We start from the raw sequence: 22,025 nt of genomic DNA, 5'->3' as shown, positions 1-22,025 counted from the left end.
CCGTGCAGACGGTCAACACGCTGGCCCGCCGGGTGATCGTCTCGCCGGGGATGTGCAGCGGCGGCTCGCTCGTGTTCGGCGAGGTGGGGGACTGGACGTGGGAGGCCGTGGCCGCGGCGTGCCGCACCAACGTGCATGCCGCCCGTACCGCGACCGGCGACCCGGCCTACCTGTCGTTCTACTACTACCGGGTCCGCGGCGGGAAGGTCGTCCACCCGCACGGGCTCGCGTTCGGCGACGAGCTCGACCTGACCTCGCGGGTGTTCCAGTTCGGGAGCCAGTCGACGTTGACGCTGCACGTGCTGGCGCCCGCGGGTCTCGACCGGGCCGACGTGCCGCTGGAACCGGAGGAGTTCTACGAGAACCCGCACCCGGACTGCATGTACGTGGAGAACTGGAACCGCTGGATCGCGCGCACCCGGCCGGGCACCAACGCCGATCTGGCCACCACGGCGCCGCCCGACTTCGAGTTCGCCGACCTGCCGCGTATCCCGAACCGGTTCTCCCCGCGCGGCATCGTCGGACGGGCGCGGGAGGCGGGCACGTTCTGCACCGACGCACCACCGGGCTTCGTCGCCGGTCCCACCACCAGCCTCACCTACCCGCTCGACACGGTGCGCGACGTCAACGGCGCCGGGCTGGTCTACTTCGCGTCCTACTTCGCCATCTTCGACACCGCCCTGCTGCGCCTGTGGCGCGAGCTCGGCCGCGCCGACGCGCGGTTCCTGGAGCGCCGCGTGGTCGACCAGAAGATGGGCTACTTCGGCAACGCCGACCTGGGCGCGGTGTTCACCGTGAACGTCCGCCGATGGACCAGCGAGACACGGCCGGAGGTCGAGATCGCCGACCTGAGCCTGCACGACTCGACGACGGGCAAGCTGCTCGCGGCCACGTCGATCGAGGCGGAGGTGGCGGCCGGCTGAAAGGGTCCACTTCGGCTGCGGGTGGCCATTTCCGAACCTGGTCGACGCGGCCAGAGTTGCTCCATGAACCTGTTCGACACGATGGCATCGATGGAACACGAGCAGGTGGTCTTCTGCTCGGACCCGAACAGTGGCCTCCGTTCCATCATCGCGGTGCACAATACGGCCCTGGGACCCGGCATCGGCGGAGTGCGGATGTGGCCGTATCCCGACGAGCAGACGGCGCTCGACGACGTCCTGCGGCTTTCCCAGGGAATGACGTACAAGGCGGCGATCGCCGGTGTGAACTTCGGCGGCGCGAAGAGCGTCATCATCGGTGATCCGGCACGGCACAAGGAGGCTTATTCAGGCCCCGTGAAATAACGATCTAGCCCGGCGTGTCGGGTTGGGCGACAGCCCGTCCATCGCGAATATTGGTTTGCCGAATCAATCCGAGATGAACGGGCTGCCGCAGTATGTACTATACCACTGGTTTCCGGCGTGATGAAATTCAGGATCTTGTCGCTATAGTGTATGAGCAGGATCAGCGGGACGCGACGGAGGCACGTTTGTCTTGGCCGCCGGTTCTGGGGTTGTTCTGGTCGGTGGTGATCACGTTGGCGTATCTGCGCGGGAATCGTGTGCAGTGGGAGTTGGCGGAAACCTATGGGGTGTCGCAGTCGACGGTTAGTCGAGCGATCACGGGGGTGACACCGTTGCTGGCACAGGCGCTGCGGAGTGTCGTTCCGACGGCAGAGGAGCTTCGTGCCGATCGGCAGTACATCATCGATGGAACCTTGCTGCCCTGCTGGTCATGGGCCGCGGTGCCGGGTCTGTGGTCGGGCAAGCATCGCACCACCGGCGTCGTCGTCCAGGTCGCAGCCACCCTGGAAGGGCAGCTGTCGTGGATCTCCGACCCGACCCCAGGCTCCCGACACGACCTATATTGCCTCGACCAATCCGGCGCCCTCGACCACCTCGCCACATACCCCCCGATCGGCGATAAAGGATACATCGGGCGCGGCATGCTCACCCCGTTCAAAAAACCACCCGGCCGGGAACTTCTCGACTGGCAAAAAACATTCAACAAGAGCCTCAACCACACACGCGCCACCATCGAACGAGTCATCGCCCATATCAAAACGTGGAAAGTTCTCCACACAGACTACCGGCGGCCCTACGCCACATTTAAAACGACAATCTCGGCAGTCATCGGACTCATCTTCTACACACTTACCTGACGGAGCCTGAATAAGCCTCAAGACCGAGGCGCTCCTGCGCGCGCACGGGCGTTTCGTGCAGAGCCTCGCCGGCCGCTACATCCCGGGTGTCGACGTGGGCACCAGCCAGGCGGACATGGACGTGCTCGCCGTCGAGGCGAAGCGCGTCTTCTCCGGCACTCAGGACCCGTCGCCGCTGACGGCGCTGGGGGTGCTGGAGTCGATCCGCGCCGCCGTCGAGTTCGTCGACGGGTCCCCGGTGCTGGAGGGCCGCCGCATCGCCGTGCAGGGCGCGGGCCACGTCGGCGAGCCGCTGATCAGGCACCTCGCGCAGGAGGGTGCGAAGCTCGTCATCTCCGACGTCGACCGCACGAAGGTCGAACGACTGGCCGTCGATCTGCCCGTCGAGGTCGTCGATCCGGACGAGATCCTGGGCGTCGACTGCGACGTGTTCGCCCCCTGCGCGCTCGGCGCGGTCGTCGACGACGCCTCGATCCCGGCACTGCGCTGCCGCATCGTCGCAGGTGGGGCCAACAACGTGCTCGCCGAGCCGCGGCACGCGGTGGCGCTGGCCGACGCCGGCATCCTGTACGTGCCCGACTACGTGGCCAACGCCGGTGGCCTGCTGCTCTACGTGGGCAACTGGCTGGGGAACGACCCCGAGCAGACCCGGGCGACGGTGCTGCGGATCGGCCGTACCACCGGCGAGATCCTGGCCGCGGCCCGCGCCGACGGCATCGACACGGCGACGGCGGCCGAGCAACTCGCGAAGCGGCGCATCGAGGCGCTGCGCCACGTCGGCCCGCCGCTGGTCTCCCAGGCCTGACGGGGCGGTGCGGTCAGACCGCAGGCACGAAGAAGTGGCTGCGGCGCACCTTGATCGCACCGTCCTCGAACAGGTAGATGTCGGCGAACCCGAGGGTGACGGGTTCGCCGTCGTTGCGCACGGCCTCGATCCGGCCCCACGCGGCCGCTCGTTCCTCCTCGACGATCGCGCCGTCGAGGGTGTGGCGCCCGTTGGCGATGACCCGTTCTTCGCGGTAGAAACGCATGATGCGAGCGCGGCCGACGAACGGATCGTATCCGGGCCGCTCGTAGACCATCTCGGGATGGAAGAACTCCGACAGCTCGTCCCAATTCCGGGTGTCGATGGCCGCGAACATTCCAGCGACCCGGTCACCGTGTGCGCCCATGGCTGAAATGTAAATGCGTGGCGACCGCAGTAGAAGCCCCGATCGGCACACGTCGCTACCCCGAAAGTCACATGCCGCGGACGACGGGAGGGCGATGGTCGTGGCCGCTGCCCCGGTCGGCCGCGTGGCGAGGGGGAGTGGCACGCGCAGTGGGGTGCCGTGACGCGATGCGACCGCAACGGCTGCCGGGGCCAGCAGCGGTGGGACGGAGCCGGCGCTCACTGGGCCCAGCCGGAGCTGGCGGCCCAGCCGCTGCAGTGGTGTCGGAGTACCTTCCACCACCGGTGTGCCAGGTATGGCACGAAAGCCGTGAAACTGTGTCCGAGGGGGGACTTGAACCCCCACCCCCTTATACGGGGACTAGCACCTCAAGCTAGCGCGTCTGCCATTCCGCCACTCGGACGTCGCGATCTCTCGATCGCGTCGTGGGGGAAGCATAGCCGAGGCCGGGGACCGGGTTGCGGCGGGGTCGGTACGGGCCGCCGGTGGTAGAACGACGCCCATGACCGCTCCAGCGAACGACCACCCGACCAGCGCCGAGGACGAGGTCGTGCAGCTGTGTTCGGAGCTGATCCGGATCGACACGACCAACACCGGCGACCCCGAGACCCTGGCCGGTGAGGCCGAGGCCGCCGACTACGTGGCGGACAAACTGCGCGAGGTCGGCTACGACGTCGAGCTCGTCGAGTCCGGCATGCCGAAGCGGATGAACGTGATCGCCCGGCTGGAGGGTGCCGACCGCACCCGCGGCGCGCTGCTGATGCACGGCCACCTCGACGTCGTCCCCGCGGACGCCAGCGAGTGGTCGGTGCACCCGTTCTCCGGCGCGGTCCAGGACGGCTACGTCTGGGGCCGCGGCGCCGTCGACATGAAGGACATGGACGCGATGATGCTGGCGGTCGCCCGCCGCTTCAAGCGTGAGGGCGTCGTCCCGCCGCGGGACATCGTGTGGGCCTTCGTCGCCGACGAGGAGGCCGGCGGGAAGTGGGGCGCGCAGTGGCTGGTGGAGAACCGGCCGGAGCTGTTCGAAGGATGCACCGAGGCCGTCGGTGAGGTCGGCGGGTTCTCCCTGACCCTCGGTGAGGACCAGCGGGCGTACCTGATCGAGGCCGCGGAGAAGGGCATCGCCTGGATGCGGCTGCGGGCCAAGGGCAAGCCCGGCCACGGCTCGTTCCTGCACGACGACAACGCCGTCACCATCCTCGCCGAGGCCGTCGCCCGGCTGGGGAACCACACGTTCCCACTCACGATCACCGACACGGTGCGGGCGTTCCTGGACCGGATGACCGAGCTGACCGGCGTCGAGTACCCGGAGGACGACCTCGAGGGTGCCCTGGCCAAGCTCGGGCCGATCTCGCGGATCATCGGCGCGACCGTCCGGGACACCGCGAACCCGACGATGCTCAGCGCCGGGTACAAGGCCAACGTCATCCCGTCGACGGCGGAGGCGGTCGTCGACTGCCGGGTGCTGCCGGGCCGCGAGGAGGCGTTCCTGCGCGAGGTCGACGAGCTGCTCGGACCGGACGTCGAGCGCGAGTGGGTCACCGACCTGCCCGCCGTCGAGACGCCGTTCGAGGGCGCGCTGACCGACGCGATGCAGGCCGCGCTGCGCACCGAGGACCCGACCGCCGAGATCGTCCCCTACATGCTGTCCGGGGGAACCGACGCGAAGGCGTTCTCGACGCTGGGCATGAAGTGCTACGGCTTCGCGCCGCTGCGGCTGCCCCCGGAGCTGGACTTTGCGTCGCTGTTCCACGGCATCGACGAGCGGGTGCCGGTGGACGCGCTGACGTTCGGCACCCGGGTGCTCGACCGCTTCCTGCGGACCGTCTGACCTCCGCCCGGCGCCGTGACGTACCCGGCCCGCGGGTGGCAGGGTGGCAGCATGGATCTCTCGGGCAAGGTCGCCCTGGTCACCGGGGGCGCGTCGGGCATCGGCGCGGCCGCGGTGGACCGGCTGGTGGCGGCGGGTGCGCAGGTGGTCGTCGTCGACCGGGACGCCGACGGCGCCGCGGCCGTCGCGGAGAAGGCGGGCGGGCTGGCGTTCCCGGCCGACGTCACCGACCCGACGGCGCTGCCCGCCGCGGTGGCCGCGGCGGAGGAGCGGTTCGGACGGCTCGACGTCGTACTGCTCAACGCCGGCGTCACCGCGGGCCAGTCCGGCGTCACCGACCTCGACCTGGACGGCTACCGCCGCATCCTCGGGGTGAACCTCGACCACGTGGTGTTCGGGCTCACCGCGGCCGTCCCGGCACTGCGGCGCGCCGGGGGCGGGCACGTGGTGGCGACCGCGTCGCTGGCCGGGCTGATCGGCCTGCCCGGCGACGCGCTCTACACCGCGACCAAGCACGCCGTCGTCGGCTACGTCCGGGCGGCGGGCCCGGCGCTGGCGGGGGAGGGCATCCGGGTCACCGCGGTGTGCCCCGGGTTCGCCGACACCCCGCTGATCGGCAACGTCCGCGCCCAGTTCGGCGACTTCCCGCTGCTGACGGCCGACGACGTCGCCGCGGCGATCGAGCAGATGATCGAGCGCGGTGAGCCGGGGGAGTGCTGGTACGTCCAGCCCGGTCGCGAGCCCGCGCCCTACGGGTTCCGCGGGGTGCCCAGCCCGCGCGGGGCCGGCACACCGCCGGAGGTCGGCTGGCAGGACGCCTGACCCCTACCGCGGGTGAGCGGCGGGAGGCGTCAGAAGGTGGGCTCGGGCAGCAGCCCCTGCTGGGCGCCCAGCCGTCGTCGCAGCACGATCTTGCGTACGCCGCCGGGGTAGAGACGCAGCCGGGACAGCTCCCAGCCGGAGAACTCGGCCTGGATCGCCAGCCGGACCGACGCCGTGAGCCGGGAGACGTCCCCCTCGATGCGCACCGGGCGGTACTCGTACCGGTCGTCGGTCCAGCCGTCGCCGTCCCGAGTCCCGGCCACCCGATTCCCGGCGGCGGAGTCCTCCGACCCGTTCTCAGCGCCCTCGGTCATGCGTGCCTCCCGGTCGTGCCGTGCTCGTCGGTGCCCACCGGGTGAACGGTGGGTGTCGCGTCGGGCATTCCCACTGTAAGGGGCACCAGGGCCGGCGGGGAGGCTCAGACGGGATCGCTCACGTCGTCCAGCGCGGTGCGGATCTCGGCGGGCAGCACCAGGTCCTCGGCCGCGAGCGAGGCCCGCAGCTGGGCCGCGTCCCGCGCCCCGACGACGGCCGAGGCCACCCCCGGACGGTCCCGCACCCAGGTCAGCGCCACCGACAGCGGCGAGGTCCCGAGCCCGTCGGCGGCGGTGAGGACCGACTGCACGATCCGCGCCGAGTGCTCGGTGCGGCGCGCCTCCACGTACGACGCCAGCAGCGCGCTCGCGCCCCGCGAGTCCGCCGGTGTGCCGTCGGTGTACTTGCCCGTCAGTACGCCCCGGCCGAGCGGGGCCCAGGCCAGCAGCCCGAGGCTGTGGTGCCGGGCGGCGGGCAGGAGCTCGGCCTCCGGCTCCCGGGCGAGCAGCGAGTACTCCACCTGCGCCGACACCGGGCGGCAGACGGCCGGGTCGGGCCCGGCCGTGGCGCTGCCCGCGACCGTGGCCAGCTGCCAGCCCGCCGGGGCGACCAGCCCGGCGTAGCGGACCCGTCCGGAGTAGACGGCGACCTGCACGGAGGACAGCGTCTCGTCCAGCGGCACCCGGGGATCCCAGCCGGGGAACTGCCACAGGTCCAGGTACTCGGTGCCCAGCCGGCGCAGCGTGCGGTCCAGTGAGCGCAGCAGCGCGGTCCGCGAGGCCCGCTCACCGGTGTCGGGGGTCGCCGTGCCGCGCCCGGCGAGGACGATGTCGTCGCGACGCACGGTGCCCCGCAGCAGCCCGCCGAGCACCTGCTGGGCGGCGCCGCCGCCGTAGTCCTCGGCGGTCTCGACGAATGTCCCGCCGGCGTCGACGAACGCCCGCAGCTGGTCCGCCGCGTCGGCGGGGCAGGTGTCCTCTCCCCAGGTCATCGTGCCCAGGCCGACCCGCGACACCTCGAGGCCGCTGCTGCCCACCGGTCTGCGTTGCACGGTCGCCGAGCCTAGGCGCGCGGGCCCGTCGGACCGGTGAGGGCGCGCAGAGTGACGCCCGTCTCGGCGAGTACGGTGACGGCCCGTGATCACCCAGGAGCCGAGCCGCCAGGGCCGGACGACCCCCGACCGGGACACCACCGCCCGTGGCCGCGACGGGAGCCGGTCGTGAGCTGGATCGAGGTCGTCGTCCTCGGGATCGTCCAGGGGCTCACCGAGTTCCTCCCGGTGTCCTCCTCGGCCCACCTGCGGATCGTCTCGGCGGTCGGATTCGGCCGGGACCCGGGCGCGGCGTTCACCGCCGTCACCCAGATCGGCACCGAGGCAGCGGTGATCGTCTACTTCGCCAAGGACATCTGGCACCTGTTCATCACCTGGGTGCGCGGGTTCGGCAACGCGGAGGTCCGCGCCACCGACGACTACCGGCTGGCCTGGCTGGTCATCATCGGCTCGGTCCCGATCGCGGTGCTGGGGGTGCTGTTCAAGGACCAGATCGAGGGCGTCGCCCGGAACCTGTGGCTGGTCGCGGTCATGCTGATCGTGTTCGGTGCCCTGCTCGGGCTGGCCGAGCGCTTCGGCTCGCAGGTCAAGCCGATGGAGAAGATCACCTGGCGGGACGGTGTCCTGCTCGGTCTCGCCCAGGCCATGGCGCTGATCCCGGGTGTCTCGCGGTCCGGCGGCACGATCACCGCCGGCCTGTTCCTGGGCCTGACCCGGCCCGCGATCGCGCGGTACTCGTTCCTGCTGGCGATCCCGTCGGTGTTCGGGGCCGGCCTGTTCACCCTGCCCGACGTGTTCGCCGGCGACGGCCCGTCCGGACCGCAGATGCTGGTGGCGGTGGTGGTCGCGTTCGTCGTCGGCTACGCGGTGATCGCCTGGCTGCTCCGGTTCGTGCAGAACAACACCGTCTACGTGTTCGTCGCCTACCGGATCGCGCTGGGTGTCGCCCTGCTCGCCGCCCTGTCGCTCGGCGCGGTCAGCGCGTACTGACCGGCGCCGCGCCGCGTAGCCTCGGTCGGCGTGACGACCTTGATCCTCCTGCGACACGGCCGGTCCACTGCGAACACCGCGGGCGTGCTGGCCGGGCGCACCCCGGGCGTGGAGCTCGACGACCGCGGACGGGAGCAGGCCGCGGCCGTCGTCGACCGCCTCGCGGCCCTCCCGATCGCCTCGGTCGTGACCTCCCCGATGGAGCGGTGCCGCCAGACCGTCGCGCCGCTCGCGGCGGCCCGCGGGCTGGAACCGGTCGTCGAGGACGACCTGGCCGAGGTCGACTACGGCACGTGGACCGGGCAGAAGATCACCGACCTGCTGAAGGAGGATCTCTGGAAGGTCGTCCAGGCGCACCCGTCGGCCGCGACCTTCCCGGGCGGCGAGTCCCTGGCCGGGATGCAGGCCCGCTCGGTCGCGGCGATCCGCCGGCACGTCGCCCGGGTCCGCGCCGAGCGCGGGGAGGACGCGATCCTGCTGGCCTGCAGCCACGGCGACGTGATCAAGGCCGTCCTCGCCGACGCGCTGGCCACCCACCTCGACAACTTCCAGCGGATCGTCGTCGACACCTGCTCGGTGAGTGTCGTCACCTACACCGAGCTGCGGCCGTTCGTCGCGCGGATGAACGAGCAGTCCGGCGACGTCGCGAGCCTGGTCCCCAAGCCGAAGCCGAAGCCGGCCGACGGCGAGGGGCAGCCGGTGAGCGCCTCCGACGCCGTGGTCGGGGGATCCACCAACGCCTGAGGCGGAGTGATCCACCTCGCATCGCCGCGATGACGGCACCCGCGGGTGACCGCGGGGATGCCCCCGGAGCCGGATACGCCTACCCTGGGAAGGGTCATGGCACGCGTCATCCACGTCTTCCGCCGACCCGACCGCTTCGTGGCCGGGACCGTCGGCGAGCCCGGCGATCGCGCCTTCTACCTGCAGGCGATCGAGAGCAGCCGCACGATCAGCGTCCTGCTGGAGAAACAGCAGGTCTCGGTGCTGGCCGAACGCATCACGGCGCTGCTCGGCGAGGTGTCCAAGCGCTTCGGCGAGGACAACCTCCTCGGCGCGACGGTGGCCACCGGCTCGTCGGACAACGACCCGCTCGCTGTCCCGCTGGAGGAGGAGTTCCGGGTCGGGACCATGGGTCTGGGCTGGGACGCGGACTCGAGCTCGATCGTCGTCGAGCTGCTCGCGGTGACCGAGGAGGAGATCGACGAGTCGGTCGTCCTCGACGACACCGAGGAGGGCCCGGACGCGCTGCGCGTGTTCCTGTCCCCGACCGCGGCGAAGTCCTTCGCCGAGCGCGCCGAGAAGGTCGTCGACGCCGGCCGAGCGCCGTGCCCGCTGTGCGCCGAGCCGCTCGACCCGGAGGGCCACGTCTGCGTGCGCCTCAACGGCTACCACGACCGCAACCCCGTGGCCGGGACGGAGTGACGCTCGACCCGCGCGATCCGGCCGTCCCGGAGATCCTCCTGCGCGGCCGCATGGAGATCACCGGCCGGATGGTCGACGCCTCCAACGCCACCCTGTTCGGCACCGTCTCGCTCGACGGCGTCGACCTGCGCTGCGTGTACAAGCCGGTGCGCGGCGAGCGTCCGCTGTGGGACTTCCCCGACGGCACGCTCGCCGGTCGCGAGGTCGGCGCGTACCTCGTCTCGCAGGTCTCCGGGCTCGACGTCGTGCCGCCGACGGTGCTGCGCGAGCAGGCCCCGTTCGGCACCGGCATGGTGCAGGCATGGGTCTCCTCCGGCGACGAGAGCGCCCTGTCCGAGCCCCGCGGCGACGGCACGGACGGCGACACGGACGACGGCACGGACTGCGAGCAGGCCGGCGACATCACCGAGGAGACCATCCAGCTCGCCACCGAGTCGCTGGTCGAGCTGTGCGAGCCGCACGAGATCCCGAGCGGCTGGCTGCCCGTGCTCCGTGCCCGCGACGGCGCCGGGGACCCGGTCGTGCTCGTCCACGCCGACCACCCGCAGCTGCGGGCGATGGCGCTGTTCGACGTCGTCGTCAACAACGCCGACCGCAAGGGCGGGCACGTGATCCTCGCCGGTGACGGCGGGGTCTACGGCGTGGACCACGGCCTCACCCTGCACAGCGAGCCGAAGCTGCGCACCGTCCTGTGGGGCTGGGTCGGCGACGAGCTCGGCGAGGAGCACCTGGCCGCCCTCAAGGAGCTGCGCGCCCGGCTGGCGGACTCGTTCGCCGACGTCCTCGGCGAGCACGTCACCCGCCGCGAGGTCGCGGCGCTGCGCTCCCGGATCGACCACCTGCTCGCCGAACCGCGCTTCCCCGGCCCGGACGGCTACGGCCCGGCCATCCCCTGGCCCGCCTTCTAGCCCGCCACCTCCAGGATGCCGAGCCGCTGCGTCGCGCGGGTCATCGCGACGTAGAGGTCCGCCGGGTCGGCCGCCCGGATGCGCTCCGGGTCGACGATCACCACGGCGTCGAACTCCAGGCCCTTCGACGCCGCCGGGGTGAGCACCGGCACGTCCTGCGCACCGAGGTCGGTCCCGGCCGGGGCGATCACCGCGACCGTGCCGCGCCCGGCACGGGCCCGCTCGTCGGCGACGGCGGCGTGCACCGCGTCGGCCAGCCCGGCGGCGGTGACGGTGCGGGTCCACGGCGGCTCGCCGGTGCTGCGCACCGACTCCGGCGGGCGACGGTCCGGGGCGTAGGTCGCCAGCACCTCCGCGGCGGCGTCCATGATCTCCGACGGCGTCCGGTAGTTCACCGTCAGCGTGCGGTGCGTCCAGCGCCCGGCCAGGTGCGGGGCGAGCACGTCGTCCCAGGCCCGGGCACCGGCCGGGGCACTGCGCTGGGCGAGGTCGCCGACCGCGGTGATCGACCGCGACGGGCAGCGGCGCAGCAGCACGTGCCAGTCCATCGGGGACAGCTCCTGCGCCTCGTCGACGACGAGGTGCCCGTAGCGCCAGTCCCGGTCGCCCGCCGCGCGCTCGGCCACCGTCATCGGCACCCCGGCGACGTGCCGGCTCGCCAGCATGTCCGCGGTCACGAAGTCGGTGGGCCGCAGCTCGTCGGGGTCCTCCCCGGCGAGGGTCCGGTCCGCGGAGTCCAACACGGTCAGGACCTCGGCGGCGTAGGCGGCGTCCGGCTCGGGGGCTGCGGCGGGGGAGTCCTCGGGTACCGGGCCGAGCAGCTCGGCGAGCTCGTCGAGGAGTGGGGCGTCGGCCACCGTCCACGGTGTCCCCGGCGGGCAGCGCAGCGCGGACAGGTCCCGTCCGTCGCCCGCGGTGGCCAGCCGGTCCGGGTCGGCGTAGAGCTCGGCCAGCGCCCGCTGCGGGGTCAGCACCGGCCACAGCGACTCGACGGCGGCGTGGAACCGCGGGTCGGTCCGCACGCCGTCGCGCAGCTCGGCGCGCATCTCGGCCGACACCTCGGCCGCCCCGGCGGGCTCGATCTCCGGGATGTTCAGCCCCGCCAGCAGCTCCGCGAGCTCCGGCGGGTCCTCCAGCCCGACCTCCAGCCGCTCCAGACCCTGGTCGACGAGCAGCCGCCTCAGGGTGTCGCGGAAGGTCGTGCGGGCCTCGTTGTGCGGACGGCCGGTGGCGCGGGCGCGGCGGCGCGCCTCGGCGGCCAGGGCCGTGTCGATCTCGACGGTGACGTCGTCCATCTCGATCGTGATCGGCCGCCCGGGCAGCTCCTGGCGGTCGTCGACGGCCCGGCGCAGTACGTCGATCATCGCCAGGTCGCCCTTGAGCCGGGCCGTCTCCGGCGGGTCGGTCGCCTCCGCGACGACGCCGTGCGCGAGGCGTCCCGGGGTGGTGAACACGACCGCGGACTCGCCGAGTGCGGGGAGTACGCCGCCGACGTAGTGCACGAACCCCGCACTCGGCCCGACGACGAGCACGCCGCTGCGGGCGAGCCGGTCGCGGTGGGTGTAGAGCAGGTACGCGATCCGGTGCAGCGCGACGGCCGTCTTGCCCGTCCCGGGGCCGCCCTCGATCACGACGGTGCCCGACAGCGGCAGCCGGATGATCTCGTCCTGTTCGGACTGGATCGTGGTGACGATGTCGCGCATGCGGTCCCCGCGCGGCGCGGTGAGCGCGGCGAGCAGTGCCGGGTCCGACGCCGACGCGGGGTCGGCGTCGACCGGGACCGCATCGGTGAGCAGGTCGTCGTGGTACGCGGTGACCCGCTCGTGCGGTGCGGTGCCCGTGACCTCGTAGTGCCGGCGCCGGGTCACCCCCAGGGGCGAGACCGGGGTGGCGCAGTAGAACGGCCGCGCGGCGGGTGCCCGCCAGTCGACCAGGGCGCTCTCGCCGTCGGCGGGGTCGGTCAGCCCGATCCGGCCGACCCGGGTCGGGTCGGCGCCGTCGGCGTGGTCGAGCCGCCCGAAGCACAGGCCGGAGCGGGCGGCGGTGAGCGCACGCACCCGCTCCTGCCAGCGGTGCACCGAGACGTCGCGTTCCCAACGGGCGCTGAGCTCCTCGCCGGCCCGGGTGGCCTGGGCGCCGCGGGAGCGTTCGGTGGCCGCGGTGAGCTCGTCGTCGAGCAGGGCGTGCAGCCGGCGGAGCCGGTCGGTCTCGGCGGCGAGTTCGGCCTCGTACGGGGAGCGCGGACTTGACGGGCGGGGGCTGGTGTGTCCTTGCCCCTCGTGTTATGGTGAACGTGCACGGATGTGTTCTCGGATTCGAAGCGCACCCCATAGGTTAGCGCGTCTCCGCCCTCCTGTGCACCTTTCTCGCGCGATGGTCGTGTACCAGCGCTGCGGTTGCCGTCAGCGCCGCCCCGGCGGGCGCGGTCGGGGGAGCCCGACCCCATCGGCGGGGCGGGTTACGGTCACCGCCATGACGCTGCCCGAGCCCCGGCGGATCACCGTCCCCGGCACGACGCTGCCCGAGATCACGCTGTCCGTGCACGACACCGGCGGCGTCGGCAGCCCCGTCCTGCTGCTGCACGGCTGGCCGGACCGGGCCGCCCTGTGGGCCCACCAGGCCGCGGCGCTCGCCGGGGCCGGGTACCGCGTCGTCGTCCCGGACCTGCGCGGTTTCGGCGACTCCGACCGGCCCGCCGAGGTCGAGCACTACCGGATGCGGGCGCTGGTCGCCGACGTCCTCGGCGTCGCCGACGCGCTCGGGATCGACCGGTTCGCCCTCGCCGGGCACGACTGGGGCGCCTCGCTCGGCTGGGCCGTCACCCTCGCCTCGCCGCGGGTGACCCGCTACGCCGCGTTCTCCGTCGGGCATCCCGCCGCGTTCGCCACCGCGGGGTTCCGGCAGAAGGCGATGTCCTGGTACATGCTCTGGTTCCAGTTCCCCGGCGTCGCCGAGCAGGTGATGCCGGCCGAGGACTGGCAGTTCCTGCGCGGCTGGCTGCACGCGACGCTGCCCGACGGGCACCCGATGGCCGCGCGGCACGTCGCCGACCTGTCCCGGCCGGGTGCGCTCACCGCGTCGCTGAACTGGTACCGCGCCAACGTCGACCCGGCGAGGTTCGTGCCCACCACCATGCCGGAGCCCCCGCGGATCACGGTGCCGACGATGGGGGTGTGGAGCGACGGCGACCTCGCGCTCACCGAGGGGCAGATGCGGGGGTCATCGGCCTACGTCGACGGCTTCCGCTTCGAGCGCGTCGAGGGCTGCGGGCACTGGATCCCGGAGGAGGCGCCGGAGGCCGCGAGCGCGCTGCTCCTGGACTTCCTCGCCGGCGGCCGGGAAGGGTGACCGAGGGGACAGCCGTCCCTCGCTGCGCGGCCGGTAGCCGCGGGCCAGGATGGGTCGGGTACAGCGGCGTCGCAACGACACGGAGGAAGCACTGATGGCGGAGAAGAGCCGGATCGGGGTCACCGGGCTGGCGGTGATGGGAGCCAACCTCGCCCGCAACATGGCCCGCCGCGGCTTCCCGGTGGCGGTGCACAACCGCACCACCTCGAAGACGACCGAGTTCATGAAGGACTACGGCGACGAGGGCGCCTTCACCGGTGCCGAGTCGCTGAAGGAGTTCGTCGACGCGCTGGAGACCCCCCGCAAGATCGTCGTCATGGTGAAGGCCGGCAAGCCGGTCGACGCCGTCATCGACGAGCTCGCCCCGCTGCTCGACAAGGGCGACATCATCATCGACGCCGGCAACTCGCACTTCCCCGACACCGACCGCCGCGCCGCGTACTGCGCCGAGCGCGGGCTGCGCTTCATGGGCATCGGTGTGTCCGGCGGCGAGGAGGGCGCCCTCAACGGGCCGAGCATCATGCCCGGCGGCCCACAGGAGGCCTACGCCGAGGTCGAGGAGATCCTCACCGCGATCGCCGCGAACGTCGACGGCACCCCGTGCTGCACCCACGTCGGCCCCGGCGGCGCCGGGCACTACGTCAAGATGGTGCACAACGGCATCGAGTACGCCGACATCCAGCTCATCGCCGAGGCCTACGACCTGCTCACGCACGTCGCCGGGCTGTCCGCGCCGGAGATCGGGAAGATCTTCGAGGAGTGGAACACCGGTGATCTCGAGTCGTTCCTGATCGAGATCACCGGCATCGTGCTCGCCAAGACCGACGAGAAGACCGGGAAGCCGCTCGTCGACGTCATCGTCGACCAGGCCGAGCAGAAGGGCACCGGTCGCTGGACGGCCATCGACGCCCTCGACCTCGGCGTGCCGCTGACCGGCATCACCGAGGCGGTGTTCGCGCGGACGCTGTCCAATCTGCGCGACGAGCGCAAGGAGGCGTCGACCACGCTCGGCGGCCCGACCCCGGGCTCGGGCGCGAACCGCGAGGAGCTCGTCGAGGACATCCGCCAGGCGCTCTACGCGTCCAAGGTCGTCGCCTACGCCCAGGGCTTCGCGCAGATGCGTGCCGCCTCCCGGGCCAACGACTGGGACCTCGACCTCGGTGCGATGGCTCGGATCTGGCGCGGCGGCTGCATCATCCGGGCCCAGTTCCTGAACCGGATCACCGAGGCCTACGAGTCGCACCCGGACCTGGACAACCTGCTGATGGTCCCGTACTTCACCGAGGCCGTGGCGAACGCGCAGGACGCGTGGCGGCGGGTCGTGGTGACCGCGACCGAGCAGGGCGTCGCGATCCCCGCGTTCTCCTCCAGCCTGTCCTACTACGACGGCTACCGGCGCGAGCGCGGCCCCGCCAACCTCATCCAGGGGCTGCGCGACTACTTCGGTGCGCACACCTACGCGCGCACCGACGCCGAGGGCGCGTTCCACACCCGCTGGAGCCAGGACGGCAGTGAGGTCGCCACGGGCTGACCCCGCGGTCCCCGCCCGGGCTCAGCTCCGGGCGGGGACCGGGACCGCCACGTCGGCCTCGTCGTCGACGTGGTGGTACTTCCCGCCGCGCAGCGCGCTCGCCACCGCGGCGACCAGGCAGGCGACGGCGGCGAACCCGAGGGCGAGGGTCAGCCCGTCGGCGAACGGGCCGGAGATCAGCTGCGGGAAGAACTGCCGTCCGGTCAGGTACGCCGACTGCGTGGGCGTCAGCGCCCCGAGGACCTGCGGGCCGAGCAGCGTCGCGATCGGGTTGTAGCCCAGCAGGGCCGCGAACAGGATCCCGACCGGCGGCAGCGCCGCGACCCGGTCCGCCGCGAGCTCCGGCACGCCCTGGGCCATGAGCCCGTCGTGCAGGGACGCGGGCAGCGTCGTCGACAGGCTCATCGACTGTTGACAAAGTATCCGGTACTAGCTCATACTGATTTAGATGCGTATAGCGCGAGCTGCCGAGTACATGGGCATGTCGGTGGTGGGTGTTCGGAAGGCCCGCGATCAGCAGGGAGAAGAACACCCCGATCGACAGCACCGTCGCGGCGTTCTGGAACGTCGAGGTCATCCCGGCCCCGGCACCGCGCTGGTGTGCCGGCAGCGAGTTCATGATCGCCGCCCGGTTCGGGGAGCTGAACAGGCCCATCGCCAGGCCGTTGAGCGCCAGCAGCACCGCGAACGCCCGGTAGTCGAAGTCCACCGGCAGTGCCAGCAGCGCGAGGAACGTCGCGGCCGCGCCCACCATCCCGACGGTGGCGAAGGCACGGGCGCCGTAGCGGTCGGACAGGACGCCCGACACCGGTCCGGCGACGAGGAACCCGATCGTCAGCGGGACCATGTAGATGCCCGCCCACAGCGGCGTCGTCTCGAACGGGAAGCCGTGCTCGGGCAGCCAGATGCCCTGGAGCCAGATGATCAGGATGAACTGCAGCCCGCCGCGGCCGAGCGCGGCCAGCAGGCTCGCGAGGTTGCCCGCGGTGAACGCGCGGATCGAGAACAGCGAGACGTGGAACATCGGCTCGGCCACGCGACGCTCGATCCAGGTGAACAGCGCCAGCACCGCGATCCCGCCGCCGATCAGGCCGAGGACGAGCGGGCTGGTCCAGCCCATGACGTCGCCGCCGTAGGGCTGGATGCCGTAGGTGATGCCCATCAGGACGGCGACGAGCCCGACCGCGAACGTCAGGTTGCCCCACCAGTCGATCCGCGCCGCGCGACGGGCGCCGGTGTCGCGGAGCCGGGCGTAGGCCCAGACCGTGCCGAACACCCCGACCGGCACCGACACCAGGAACACCAGGTGCCAGTTCACCGGGGCGAGCACCCCGCCGACGACGAGCCCGAGGAACGAGCCGGCGATCGCCGCGACCGAGTTGATCCCGAGCGCGAGCCCGCGCTGGTGGACCGGGAAGGCGTCAGTGAGGATCGCGGTGGAGTTGGCGAGCAGCAGCGCACCGCCGACGCCCTGCAGCACCCGCATCGTGATCAGCCAGACCGCGCCGGCGTCGCCGTGGAGCCAGGTGGCGGCCAGCAGCACCGAGAACACCGTGAAGACGGCGAAGCCCAGGTTGTACATGCGGGTGCGGCCGTACATGTCGCCGAGCCGGCCGAAGCTGACCACCAGCACCGCCGTGACGACCAGGTACCCCATGATCAGCCACAGCAGGTAGTCGATGTCGTCCGGCGCCAGCGGATCGATCCCGATGCCGCGGAAGATGTCCGGCAGTGCGATCAGCAGGATCGACATGTTGATCGTCACGATCAGCACGCCCATCGTGGTGTTCGACAGCGCGACCCACTTGTACCGGTCGACCGGCCCCGTGTTGTTGAGCATCGCTAATGACCGTACTCTCCGGCGCGGGTTCGCGCCACGGTCTCGCCCGGCTCGTCCCGTCCGTCCCGATCCTCCCTCGGGTAAAGGAACTCCCAGGTCGGGCGGGGTCTACAGTCCCCGCATGGCTAACGTCCGGTCCGACGGCCACGACGCCCGCGGCCCGCCGTACCGAGCAGCTGTTCCGCGTCGCCCTGGTCGTGAAGGGCATCGACGGGGCCGCGGAGCTGCTGGGCGCCGTCGCGCTGGTGCTGGTGTCGGGGGACTGGCTGCACCGGGTCGTCGCGCAGATCCTCGCCCGCGACCTGATCGGCCCGCCTGACGGCACCCTGGCCCGGCACCTGACCGAGGGCGTCGACCGCTTCGCCGGCGGGGACCGCACCTTCGTCGTCGTCTACCTCGGGCTGCACGGGGTGCTCAAGCTCGGCCTGGTCGCGGCGCTGCTGACCCGCTGGCGCCCCGCCTACCCGCCCGCGGTGGCGATCCTGGCGGTGTTCGTCGTCTACGAGCTGGTCCACGCCTGGCACGCGCACTCCATCGTGCTGCCGTTCCTCGCCGCGCTCGACATCGCGATCATCGTGATGGTCGTCCGGGAGTACCGGCTGCTCGGCCGGGAGGCCGACGGGTCAGGCGCCGGTCGCGACGGGTAGCCGCGCCAGGACGTCGCGGGCCGCCGCGCGACCGGCCCGGTCCGCGCCGATCGTGCTCGCCGAGGGGCCGTAGCCGACCAAGTGCACCCGGGGGTCGGCGACGACGCCGGTGTCGAGCGGCTCGCCCATGACGATCCCGCCGCCCGGCCCGCGCAGCCGCAGCGGCGCGAGGTGACCCAACGCGGGTCGCCAGCCGGTCGCCCACACCAGCACGTCCGCGGGCACGCGAGCGCCGTCGGACCACTCCACGCCGTCCGGCACGACCCGGGCGAACATCGGCCTGCGGACCAGCACACCGCTCGCGATCCCGGCCCGCACCTCCGGCGTGCGCGGCAGCCCGGTCACCCCGACGACACTGCGCGGGGGCAGCCCGGCCCGGACCCGCTCCTCGACCCGGGCGACCGCGGCGCGACCCTGCTCGGGCCCGAACGGCGTGTCGGTCCACTCGGGCTCCCGGCGGGTGACCCAGGTCGTCGCGGCCGCGTACGGGGCGATCTCCAGCAGCAGCTGCACCGCGGTGATCCCGCCGCCGACCACGACGACCCGCTTCCCGGTCATCGCCTCCGGGCCCGGGTAGGTGCGGGCGTGCAGGCTCGTGCCGCGGAACGTCGCCAGGCCCGGGTAGGCGGGGACGAACGGGCGGGTCCAGGTGCCGGTGGCGTTGACCAGGTGGTCGGTGACCCAGGTGCCGCGGTCGGTCTCGACGGTCAGCAACCCGCTGGTGTCGGACACCCGGTGGACGTGCACCGGGCGCACGACCCGCAGGTCGAGCTCGCGTTCGATGCGCGCGAAGTAGGCCGGCACGGCGTCCCGCGCGGGCAGGTCGGGGTCGGCGCCGGGGTCGTCGAAGCCGGAGCGGATCCCGGCGACGTCGTGGATGCCGTTCACCGTGCGCATCCGCAGCGTCGGCCAGCGGTGCCGCCACGCGCCGCCGGGGCCGTCCTCGCCGTCGAGCACGACGAACCCGGGGCCCGGTTCCAGCCCGCCGCGCCGCAGCCCGGCCGCCGTCGACAGGCCCGCCTGGCCTGCGCCGATCACCACGACCCCGGTCCGCTCCACGCCCGCGTCAACGCCCCGGACGCACGCGGTCATCCCGCGGTGATCGCCGGTGGTGGAATGTCACGCCCGCCTCGCGGACGCTGCGCTCCACCACCGGTCATCACGGCTGCGCGGCGGCGCGGACCACGTCGGCGACGTCGGCGTTGGCGCCGCAGACCACCAGGGCGAGCCGGGCGTCCGGGTGCCGCTCGACGATCCGGCGGGCGGCCGGGACCAGACAGCCCGCGGCCGGCTCGGCCCAGATCCCGGCGTGCTCGGCGAGGGCGAGGGTGCCGCGGACGGCCTCGGCGTCGTCGACGACGAGGACCTCGTGCACCAGGGCGCGGGCGTGGTCGTAGGTCAGCTGCGACACCGACGGCGCCGAGAGCGTGGTGATCGCGGACGTGATCGTCACCGGGGTCGGGCCGCCGGCCGCCAGCGCCGTCGACATCGACTCCGCGCCGACGGTCTCCACCCCCCAGACCCGGGTGCCGGGCAGCAACGCGCGGACCGCGACCGCGATCCCGGAGACCAGCGCCCCACCGCCGACGGAGACGAGCACGTCGGTCGGCGGCTGCCCCAGGGCGACCGCGTCGTGGGCCAGCTCCAGCCCCACGGTGCCCTGCGCGGCGACGATCACCGGGTCGTCGAACGGGTGCACCAGCGTCCGTCCGGTCCGCTGCAGCTCCCCGGCCAGCGCGAACGCGGCCGCGATGTCCGGGGTGAGCCGCACGTCGGCCCCGGCCGCGCGGGCCGCGGTCACCGAGCGGGCCGGCGCGTTCTCCGGCATCACGACGACGGCGTCGACCCCGGCCGCACCCGCGACCTCGGCGACGGCGAGCCCGTGGTTCCCGCCGGAGACGGCGACGATCCCGGCGGCGCGTTCCTCGCCGGTCAGCGACGCGAGCTTGGCCAGCACCCCGCGCGGCTTGAACGACCCGGCCCGCTGCAGGTGCTCCAGCTTGAGCAGCACCGGGGCGCCGAGGGCCGTGGACAGCCCGGGGGAGGGGACGGTCGGGGTGCGCACCACGCCCCCGGCGATCCGCTCCGCCGCCGTCTCGATGTCTGCGATGCTCACCTGGTCCGCCACCGCCGCAACGTAACCCCGGCCCCTCGGCCCGGTCAGGTGCGGGGGCGGAAGCGGTCGGCGAGCTGCGGGTCGTCCTGCCACCACAGCCGGGACGGGGCGGGCTCCGCGGCGGGGTCGGACCCGGTGACCTCGGCGGCGCGGGTCCGTGCGGCGCCGAGCTCGGCGTCGCGGGCCTCGGCCGCGTCGAGCTCGGCGTCGGTCGCGCGGGCCCGGCGTGCGTCCTCCCGGGAGAACAGCCACAGCACGACCCCGAGGAACGGCAGCCCGACCACGTCGCCGCCGATCCACAGCACCCCGGCGCCGAGCACCTGGTCGGTGTGCGGGTCCGGCCCCCAGCCGCGGTGCAGCCCCAGGTAGTACGCCGCCGCGAGGGTCGGGCCCAGCCACAGCACGATCCCGAGCACGGCGTCGCCGACCATCTCGGCGATCGTGAGCACCAGGGTCACCGGGTACGGCGTCGACGCGGGCGTCGGGTCGATCCGCAGCCGGGTCCAGAAGTAGACGAACCCGCACACCACGAGACCCGCTCCGACGGCACCGGACACGACGCCGTCGCGCAGGGTCGCGACGTAGAGCGGGGTGAGATACAGGACCATCAGGGGCGCGACGAGCAGTACGGTCGCCGCGAACGGGCCGGTCAGCAGCCGCGCGGCCCGGGAGCGCAGCACCCGGCGCCAGGCCGGCCGCCGATCCCGGGGCACGCTCGCCGCCAGCAGCGTCAGCGGCGCGCCGAGCGCGAGCAGCATCGGTACCACCATGAGCAGCAGCAGGTTCTGCACGGCGCGCACCCAGAACAGCGTGTCGTCGTACACCCCGACGAACGACGACCCGGCCAGCACGGTGACGACCAGCCCGGCGCCGAACGCGACGGCACGGCTCCGGGACCACCCCGGGCGGGACCGGGCGGCGACCCCGTAGCCCACCGCCGCCGCGGCGGTCGTCCCGAGCAGCAGGGGCGCGAACCGCCACGTCGTGAACAGCCGGAGCGCCGTCAGCGGCGGCAGCAGCGCCGCGGCCGTCACCGTGGGATCGCGGGGGAGCGGGTCACGGCGCCATCCTGCGCCGACCCGGCTGCCGGCGGAAGGGACGGTGGGCGGGTCGGCACGCATGCGTCGAACCCGCCCGGGATCCGTTCGGCGACGTTCGCCCGGGTCGTCCCGGCCGCCGCCGCCCCGGTGCCCACGGGCCGTCGTGCCCGGGGCTCAGCCCATCGTCCGGGCGCCGTCGATCGCCTCGCGGATGATGTCGGCGTGGCCCGCGTGCTGGCTGATCTCGGCGAGCATGTGGATCGCGACCCGGCGCACCGACCAGGAGGTGTTCGGCTCGAACCAGGGGGCGACCGGCAGGGCATGTGCGCTGTCCAGGTCCGCGGTACGCAGGACCTCCTCGGTGCGTGCGGCGACCTGCTCGACCCGGGCCCGCAGGTGCTCCAGGGTCTCGTGGTCGGCCAGGACGAACCGGGTGTCCACCCACTGTTCGCCGGAGGCGGACCAGTCGCCGCCGTTGGCGTCGGCCTCGGCGTCGACGGCGTCCCAGTCGACGGAGTCGTTGTAGACGTCGACCTCGCCGAACGCGGCGGCGCCCTCGACGGCGAAGCGGAACCACTGCTCCTCGGTGTCCGCGACGTGCTTGAGAAGCGAGGCGATCGTCAGTGCGCTGACCGTGCTGCGGGTGCGCGCCTGCTGCTCGGTCAGGCCGTCGGCGGTCTGCAGCAGGAAGCCACGGTGGCGCTCCAGGGTGCTGATCAGCTCGGCACGTTCGCCGGTCAGGACCTGCTTCTCGTCGGTGGCGTTCATCCGGGGCCGCCTCTCGGGTCCGCGGACCGGGGCGATCCCGGTCCGACGGGAACGACGATAGGACCGATCGCGGAC

Annotated in this window: 23 protein-coding genes and 1 tRNA gene; 14 read left to right on the top strand and 10 right to left on the bottom strand. The window is 72.8% G+C overall.

Annotated features, from left to right (window positions below; genetic code table 11):
* Positions 1–2: 2 nt before the first annotated feature.
* The 4 genes from KPL59_RS03800 (at position 3) to KPL59_RS03785 (ending at position 2,948) form a co-directional block, all read left to right on the top strand.
* The gene (locus KPL59_RS03800; RefSeq protein WP_226359945.1) at positions 3–923 is read left to right on the top strand and encodes an LnmK family bifunctional acyltransferase/decarboxylase; all 921 of its coding nucleotides are present in this window, start codon (positions 3–5) and stop codon (positions 921–923) included.
* A 63-nt stretch (positions 924–986) separates the two neighbouring features.
* Positions 987–1,286, top strand: coding sequence for a Glu/Leu/Phe/Val dehydrogenase dimerization domain-containing protein (locus tag KPL59_RS03795; RefSeq protein ID WP_374111587.1), 300 nt, complete (start codon positions 987–989; stop codon positions 1,284–1,286).
* 92 nt (positions 1,287–1,378) lie between these two features.
* Positions 1,379–2,143 (top strand): transposase, encoded by a 765-nt coding sequence (locus tag KPL59_RS03790; protein WP_226359944.1) that lies wholly within the window; start codon positions 1,379–1,381, stop codon positions 2,141–2,143.
* A 55-nt stretch (positions 2,144–2,198) separates the two neighbouring features.
* The gene (locus tag KPL59_RS03785) at positions 2,199–2,948 is read left to right on the top strand and encodes a Glu/Leu/Phe/Val dehydrogenase family protein (protein WP_226359943.1); all 750 of its coding nucleotides are present in this window, start codon (positions 2,199–2,201) and stop codon (positions 2,946–2,948) included.
* A gap of 13 nt (positions 2,949–2,961) precedes the next feature.
* On the opposite strand, the gene KPL59_RS03780 is transcribed toward KPL59_RS03785, so the two are convergent.
* Together KPL59_RS03780 and KPL59_RS03775 are read right to left on the bottom strand one after the other, a co-directional pair.
* Positions 2,962–3,285, bottom strand: a complete 324-nt coding sequence (locus KPL59_RS03780) for a nuclear transport factor 2 family protein (RefSeq protein ID WP_226359942.1) — start codon at positions 3,283–3,285, stop codon at positions 2,962–2,964.
* A 348-nt stretch (positions 3,286–3,633) separates the two neighbouring features.
* Positions 3,634–3,718: transfer RNA gene (locus KPL59_RS03775), tRNA-Leu, on the bottom strand.
* 99 nt (positions 3,719–3,817) lie between these two features.
* On the opposite strand from KPL59_RS03775, the gene KPL59_RS03770 reads away from it, so the two are divergent.
* Both KPL59_RS03770 and KPL59_RS03765 read left to right on the top strand, forming a co-directional pair.
* On the top strand, positions 3,818–5,149 hold the full coding sequence (locus KPL59_RS03770; protein ID WP_226351856.1) for a M20/M25/M40 family metallo-hydrolase: 1,332 nt from the start codon (positions 3,818–3,820) through the stop codon (positions 5,147–5,149).
* Positions 5,150–5,200: 51 nt separating this feature from the next.
* Positions 5,201–5,971: an SDR family oxidoreductase gene (locus KPL59_RS03765; protein ID WP_226359941.1), complete on the top strand. Its 771-nt coding sequence runs from the start codon at positions 5,201–5,203 to the stop codon at positions 5,969–5,971.
* A 29-nt stretch (positions 5,972–6,000) separates the two neighbouring features.
* Here the strand turns inward: KPL59_RS03765 and KPL59_RS03760 are convergent, their stop codons facing one another.
* Complete coding sequence (locus tag KPL59_RS03760) at positions 6,001–6,285, bottom strand: DUF5703 family protein (protein WP_020624831.1); 285 nt, start codon at positions 6,283–6,285, stop codon at positions 6,001–6,003.
* Positions 6,286–6,389: 104 nt separating this feature from the next.
* On the bottom strand, positions 6,390–7,337 hold the full coding sequence (locus tag KPL59_RS03755) for an aldo/keto reductase (RefSeq protein WP_226359940.1): 948 nt from the start codon (positions 7,335–7,337) through the stop codon (positions 6,390–6,392).
* 168 nt (positions 7,338–7,505) lie between these two features.
* Here KPL59_RS03755 and KPL59_RS03750 point away from each other — a divergent pair, with 168 nt between their 5' ends.
* From KPL59_RS03750 to KPL59_RS03735, 4 genes are all read left to right on the top strand, one after another.
* The gene (locus KPL59_RS03750) at positions 7,506–8,327 is read left to right on the top strand and encodes an undecaprenyl-diphosphate phosphatase (RefSeq protein ID WP_060710947.1); all 822 of its coding nucleotides are present in this window, start codon (positions 7,506–7,508) and stop codon (positions 8,325–8,327) included.
* Between the two features lie 30 nt (positions 8,328–8,357).
* Complete coding sequence (locus tag KPL59_RS03745) at positions 8,358–9,071, top strand: histidine phosphatase family protein (RefSeq protein WP_226351854.1); 714 nt, start codon at positions 8,358–8,360, stop codon at positions 9,069–9,071.
* 96 nt (positions 9,072–9,167) lie between these two features.
* Positions 9,168–9,752, top strand: a complete 585-nt coding sequence (locus KPL59_RS03740) for a DUF3090 domain-containing protein (protein WP_020624835.1) — start codon at positions 9,168–9,170, stop codon at positions 9,750–9,752.
* 50 nt (positions 9,753–9,802) lie between these two features.
* Positions 9,803–10,660, top strand: a complete 858-nt coding sequence (locus KPL59_RS03735; RefSeq protein WP_226351866.1) for an SCO1664 family protein — start codon at positions 9,803–9,805, stop codon at positions 10,658–10,660.
* On the opposite strand, the gene KPL59_RS03730 is transcribed toward KPL59_RS03735, so the two are convergent.
* A complete protein-coding gene (locus tag KPL59_RS03730; protein WP_226359939.1) occupies positions 10,657–12,717 on the bottom strand; it encodes a UvrD-helicase domain-containing protein in 2,061 nt (686 codons plus the stop codon). The two genes, KPL59_RS03735 and KPL59_RS03730, sit on opposite strands and share 4 nt — an antisense overlap.
* A 15-nt stretch (positions 12,718–12,732) precedes the next feature.
* Here KPL59_RS03730 and KPL59_RS03725 point away from each other — a divergent pair, with 15 nt between their 5' ends.
* From KPL59_RS03725 to gndA, 3 genes are all read left to right on the top strand, one after another.
* On the top strand, positions 12,733–12,909 hold the full coding sequence (locus KPL59_RS03725; protein WP_226359938.1) for a hypothetical protein: 177 nt from the start codon (positions 12,733–12,735) through the stop codon (positions 12,907–12,909).
* Positions 12,910–13,132: 223 nt separating this feature from the next.
* The gene (locus tag KPL59_RS03720; RefSeq protein ID WP_226351852.1) at positions 13,133–14,008 is read left to right on the top strand and encodes an alpha/beta fold hydrolase; all 876 of its coding nucleotides are present in this window, start codon (positions 13,133–13,135) and stop codon (positions 14,006–14,008) included.
* 94 nt (positions 14,009–14,102) lie between these two features.
* The gene (gene gndA, locus KPL59_RS03715; RefSeq protein ID WP_226351851.1) at positions 14,103–15,539 is read left to right on the top strand and encodes an NADP-dependent phosphogluconate dehydrogenase; all 1,437 of its coding nucleotides are present in this window, start codon (positions 14,103–14,105) and stop codon (positions 15,537–15,539) included.
* Here the strand turns inward: gndA and KPL59_RS03710 are convergent.
* The gene (locus tag KPL59_RS03710; protein ID WP_226359937.1) at positions 15,427–17,379 is read right to left on the bottom strand and encodes an MFS transporter; all 1,953 of its coding nucleotides are present in this window, start codon (positions 17,377–17,379) and stop codon (positions 15,427–15,429) included. The genes gndA and KPL59_RS03710 overlap by 113 nt on opposite strands.
* A gap of 176 nt (positions 17,380–17,555) precedes the next feature.
* On the opposite strand from KPL59_RS03710, the gene KPL59_RS03705 reads away from it, so the two are divergent.
* Positions 17,556–18,026: a DUF2127 domain-containing protein gene (locus KPL59_RS03705; protein ID WP_226360119.1), complete on the top strand. Its 471-nt coding sequence runs from the start codon at positions 17,556–17,558 to the stop codon at positions 18,024–18,026.
* Here the strand turns inward: KPL59_RS03705 and KPL59_RS03700 are convergent.
* From KPL59_RS03700 to KPL59_RS03685, 4 genes are all read right to left on the bottom strand, one after another.
* Positions 18,003–19,118, bottom strand: a complete 1,116-nt coding sequence (locus KPL59_RS03700; protein WP_226359936.1) for an NAD(P)/FAD-dependent oxidoreductase — start codon at positions 19,116–19,118, stop codon at positions 18,003–18,005. The two genes, KPL59_RS03705 and KPL59_RS03700, sit on opposite strands and share 24 nt — an antisense overlap.
* 67 nt (positions 19,119–19,185) lie before the next feature.
* A complete protein-coding gene (locus tag KPL59_RS03695; RefSeq protein ID WP_226351847.1) occupies positions 19,186–20,142 on the bottom strand; it encodes a threonine/serine dehydratase in 957 nt (318 codons plus the stop codon).
* Positions 20,143–20,186: 44 nt separating this feature from the next.
* The gene (locus tag KPL59_RS03690; protein WP_226359935.1) at positions 20,187–21,263 is read right to left on the bottom strand and encodes a cytochrome c oxidase assembly protein; all 1,077 of its coding nucleotides are present in this window, start codon (positions 21,261–21,263) and stop codon (positions 20,187–20,189) included.
* A 93-nt stretch (positions 21,264–21,356) separates the two neighbouring features.
* Positions 21,357–21,950 (bottom strand): DinB family protein, encoded by a 594-nt coding sequence (locus KPL59_RS03685; RefSeq protein ID WP_226359934.1) that lies wholly within the window; start codon positions 21,948–21,950, stop codon positions 21,357–21,359.
* Positions 21,951–22,025: the final 75 nt, after the last annotated feature.

It is taken from the genome of Pseudonocardia sp. ICBG1142, from assembly GCF_020496255.1.
In the GTDB taxonomy this organism is placed as follows: Bacteria; Actinomycetota; Actinomycetes; order Mycobacteriales; family Pseudonocardiaceae; genus Pseudonocardia.
The sequence above is the reverse complement of the archived record's forward strand: the minus strand, read 5'-3'. Positions and strand labels throughout refer to the sequence as shown.

Coding starts and splice junctions, on each gene's coding strand:
- KPL59_RS03710 (WP_226359937.1), bottom strand. CDS start 17,379: ATGCTCAACAACACGGGGCCGGTCGACCGGTACAAGTGGGTCGCGCTG.
- gndA (WP_226351851.1), top strand. CDS start 14,103: ATGGCGGAGAAGAGCCGGATCGGGGTCACCGGGCTGGCGGTGATGGGA.
- KPL59_RS03765 (WP_226359941.1), top strand. CDS start 5,201: ATGGATCTCTCGGGCAAGGTCGCCCTGGTCACCGGGGGCGCGTCGGGC.
- KPL59_RS03780 (WP_226359942.1), bottom strand. CDS start 3,285: ATGTTCGCGGCCATCGACACCCGGAATTGGGACGAGCTGTCGGAGTTC.
- KPL59_RS03760 (WP_020624831.1), bottom strand. CDS start 6,285: ATGACCGAGGGCGCTGAGAACGGGTCGGAGGACTCCGCCGCCGGGAAT.
- KPL59_RS03790 (WP_226359944.1), top strand. CDS start 1,379: ATGTACTATACCACTGGTTTCCGGCGTGATGAAATTCAGGATCTTGTC.
- KPL59_RS03770 (WP_226351856.1), top strand. CDS start 3,818: ATGACCGCTCCAGCGAACGACCACCCGACCAGCGCCGAGGACGAGGTC.
- KPL59_RS03685 (WP_226359934.1), bottom strand. CDS start 21,950: ATGAACGCCACCGACGAGAAGCAGGTCCTGACCGGCGAACGTGCCGAG.
- KPL59_RS03740 (WP_020624835.1), top strand. CDS start 9,168: ATGGCACGCGTCATCCACGTCTTCCGCCGACCCGACCGCTTCGTGGCC.
- KPL59_RS03720 (WP_226351852.1), top strand. CDS start 13,133: ATGACGCTGCCCGAGCCCCGGCGGATCACCGTCCCCGGCACGACGCTG.
- KPL59_RS03690 (WP_226359935.1), bottom strand. CDS start 21,263: ATGCGTGCCGACCCGCCCACCGTCCCTTCCGCCGGCAGCCGGGTCGGC.
- KPL59_RS03795 (WP_374111587.1), top strand. CDS start 987: ATGAACCTGTTCGACACGATGGCATCGATGGAACACGAGCAGGTGGTC.
- KPL59_RS03700 (WP_226359936.1), bottom strand. CDS start 19,118: ATGACCGCGTGCGTCCGGGGCGTTGACGCGGGCGTGGAGCGGACCGGG.
- KPL59_RS03735 (WP_226351866.1), top strand. CDS start 9,803: ATGGAGATCACCGGCCGGATGGTCGACGCCTCCAACGCCACCCTGTTC.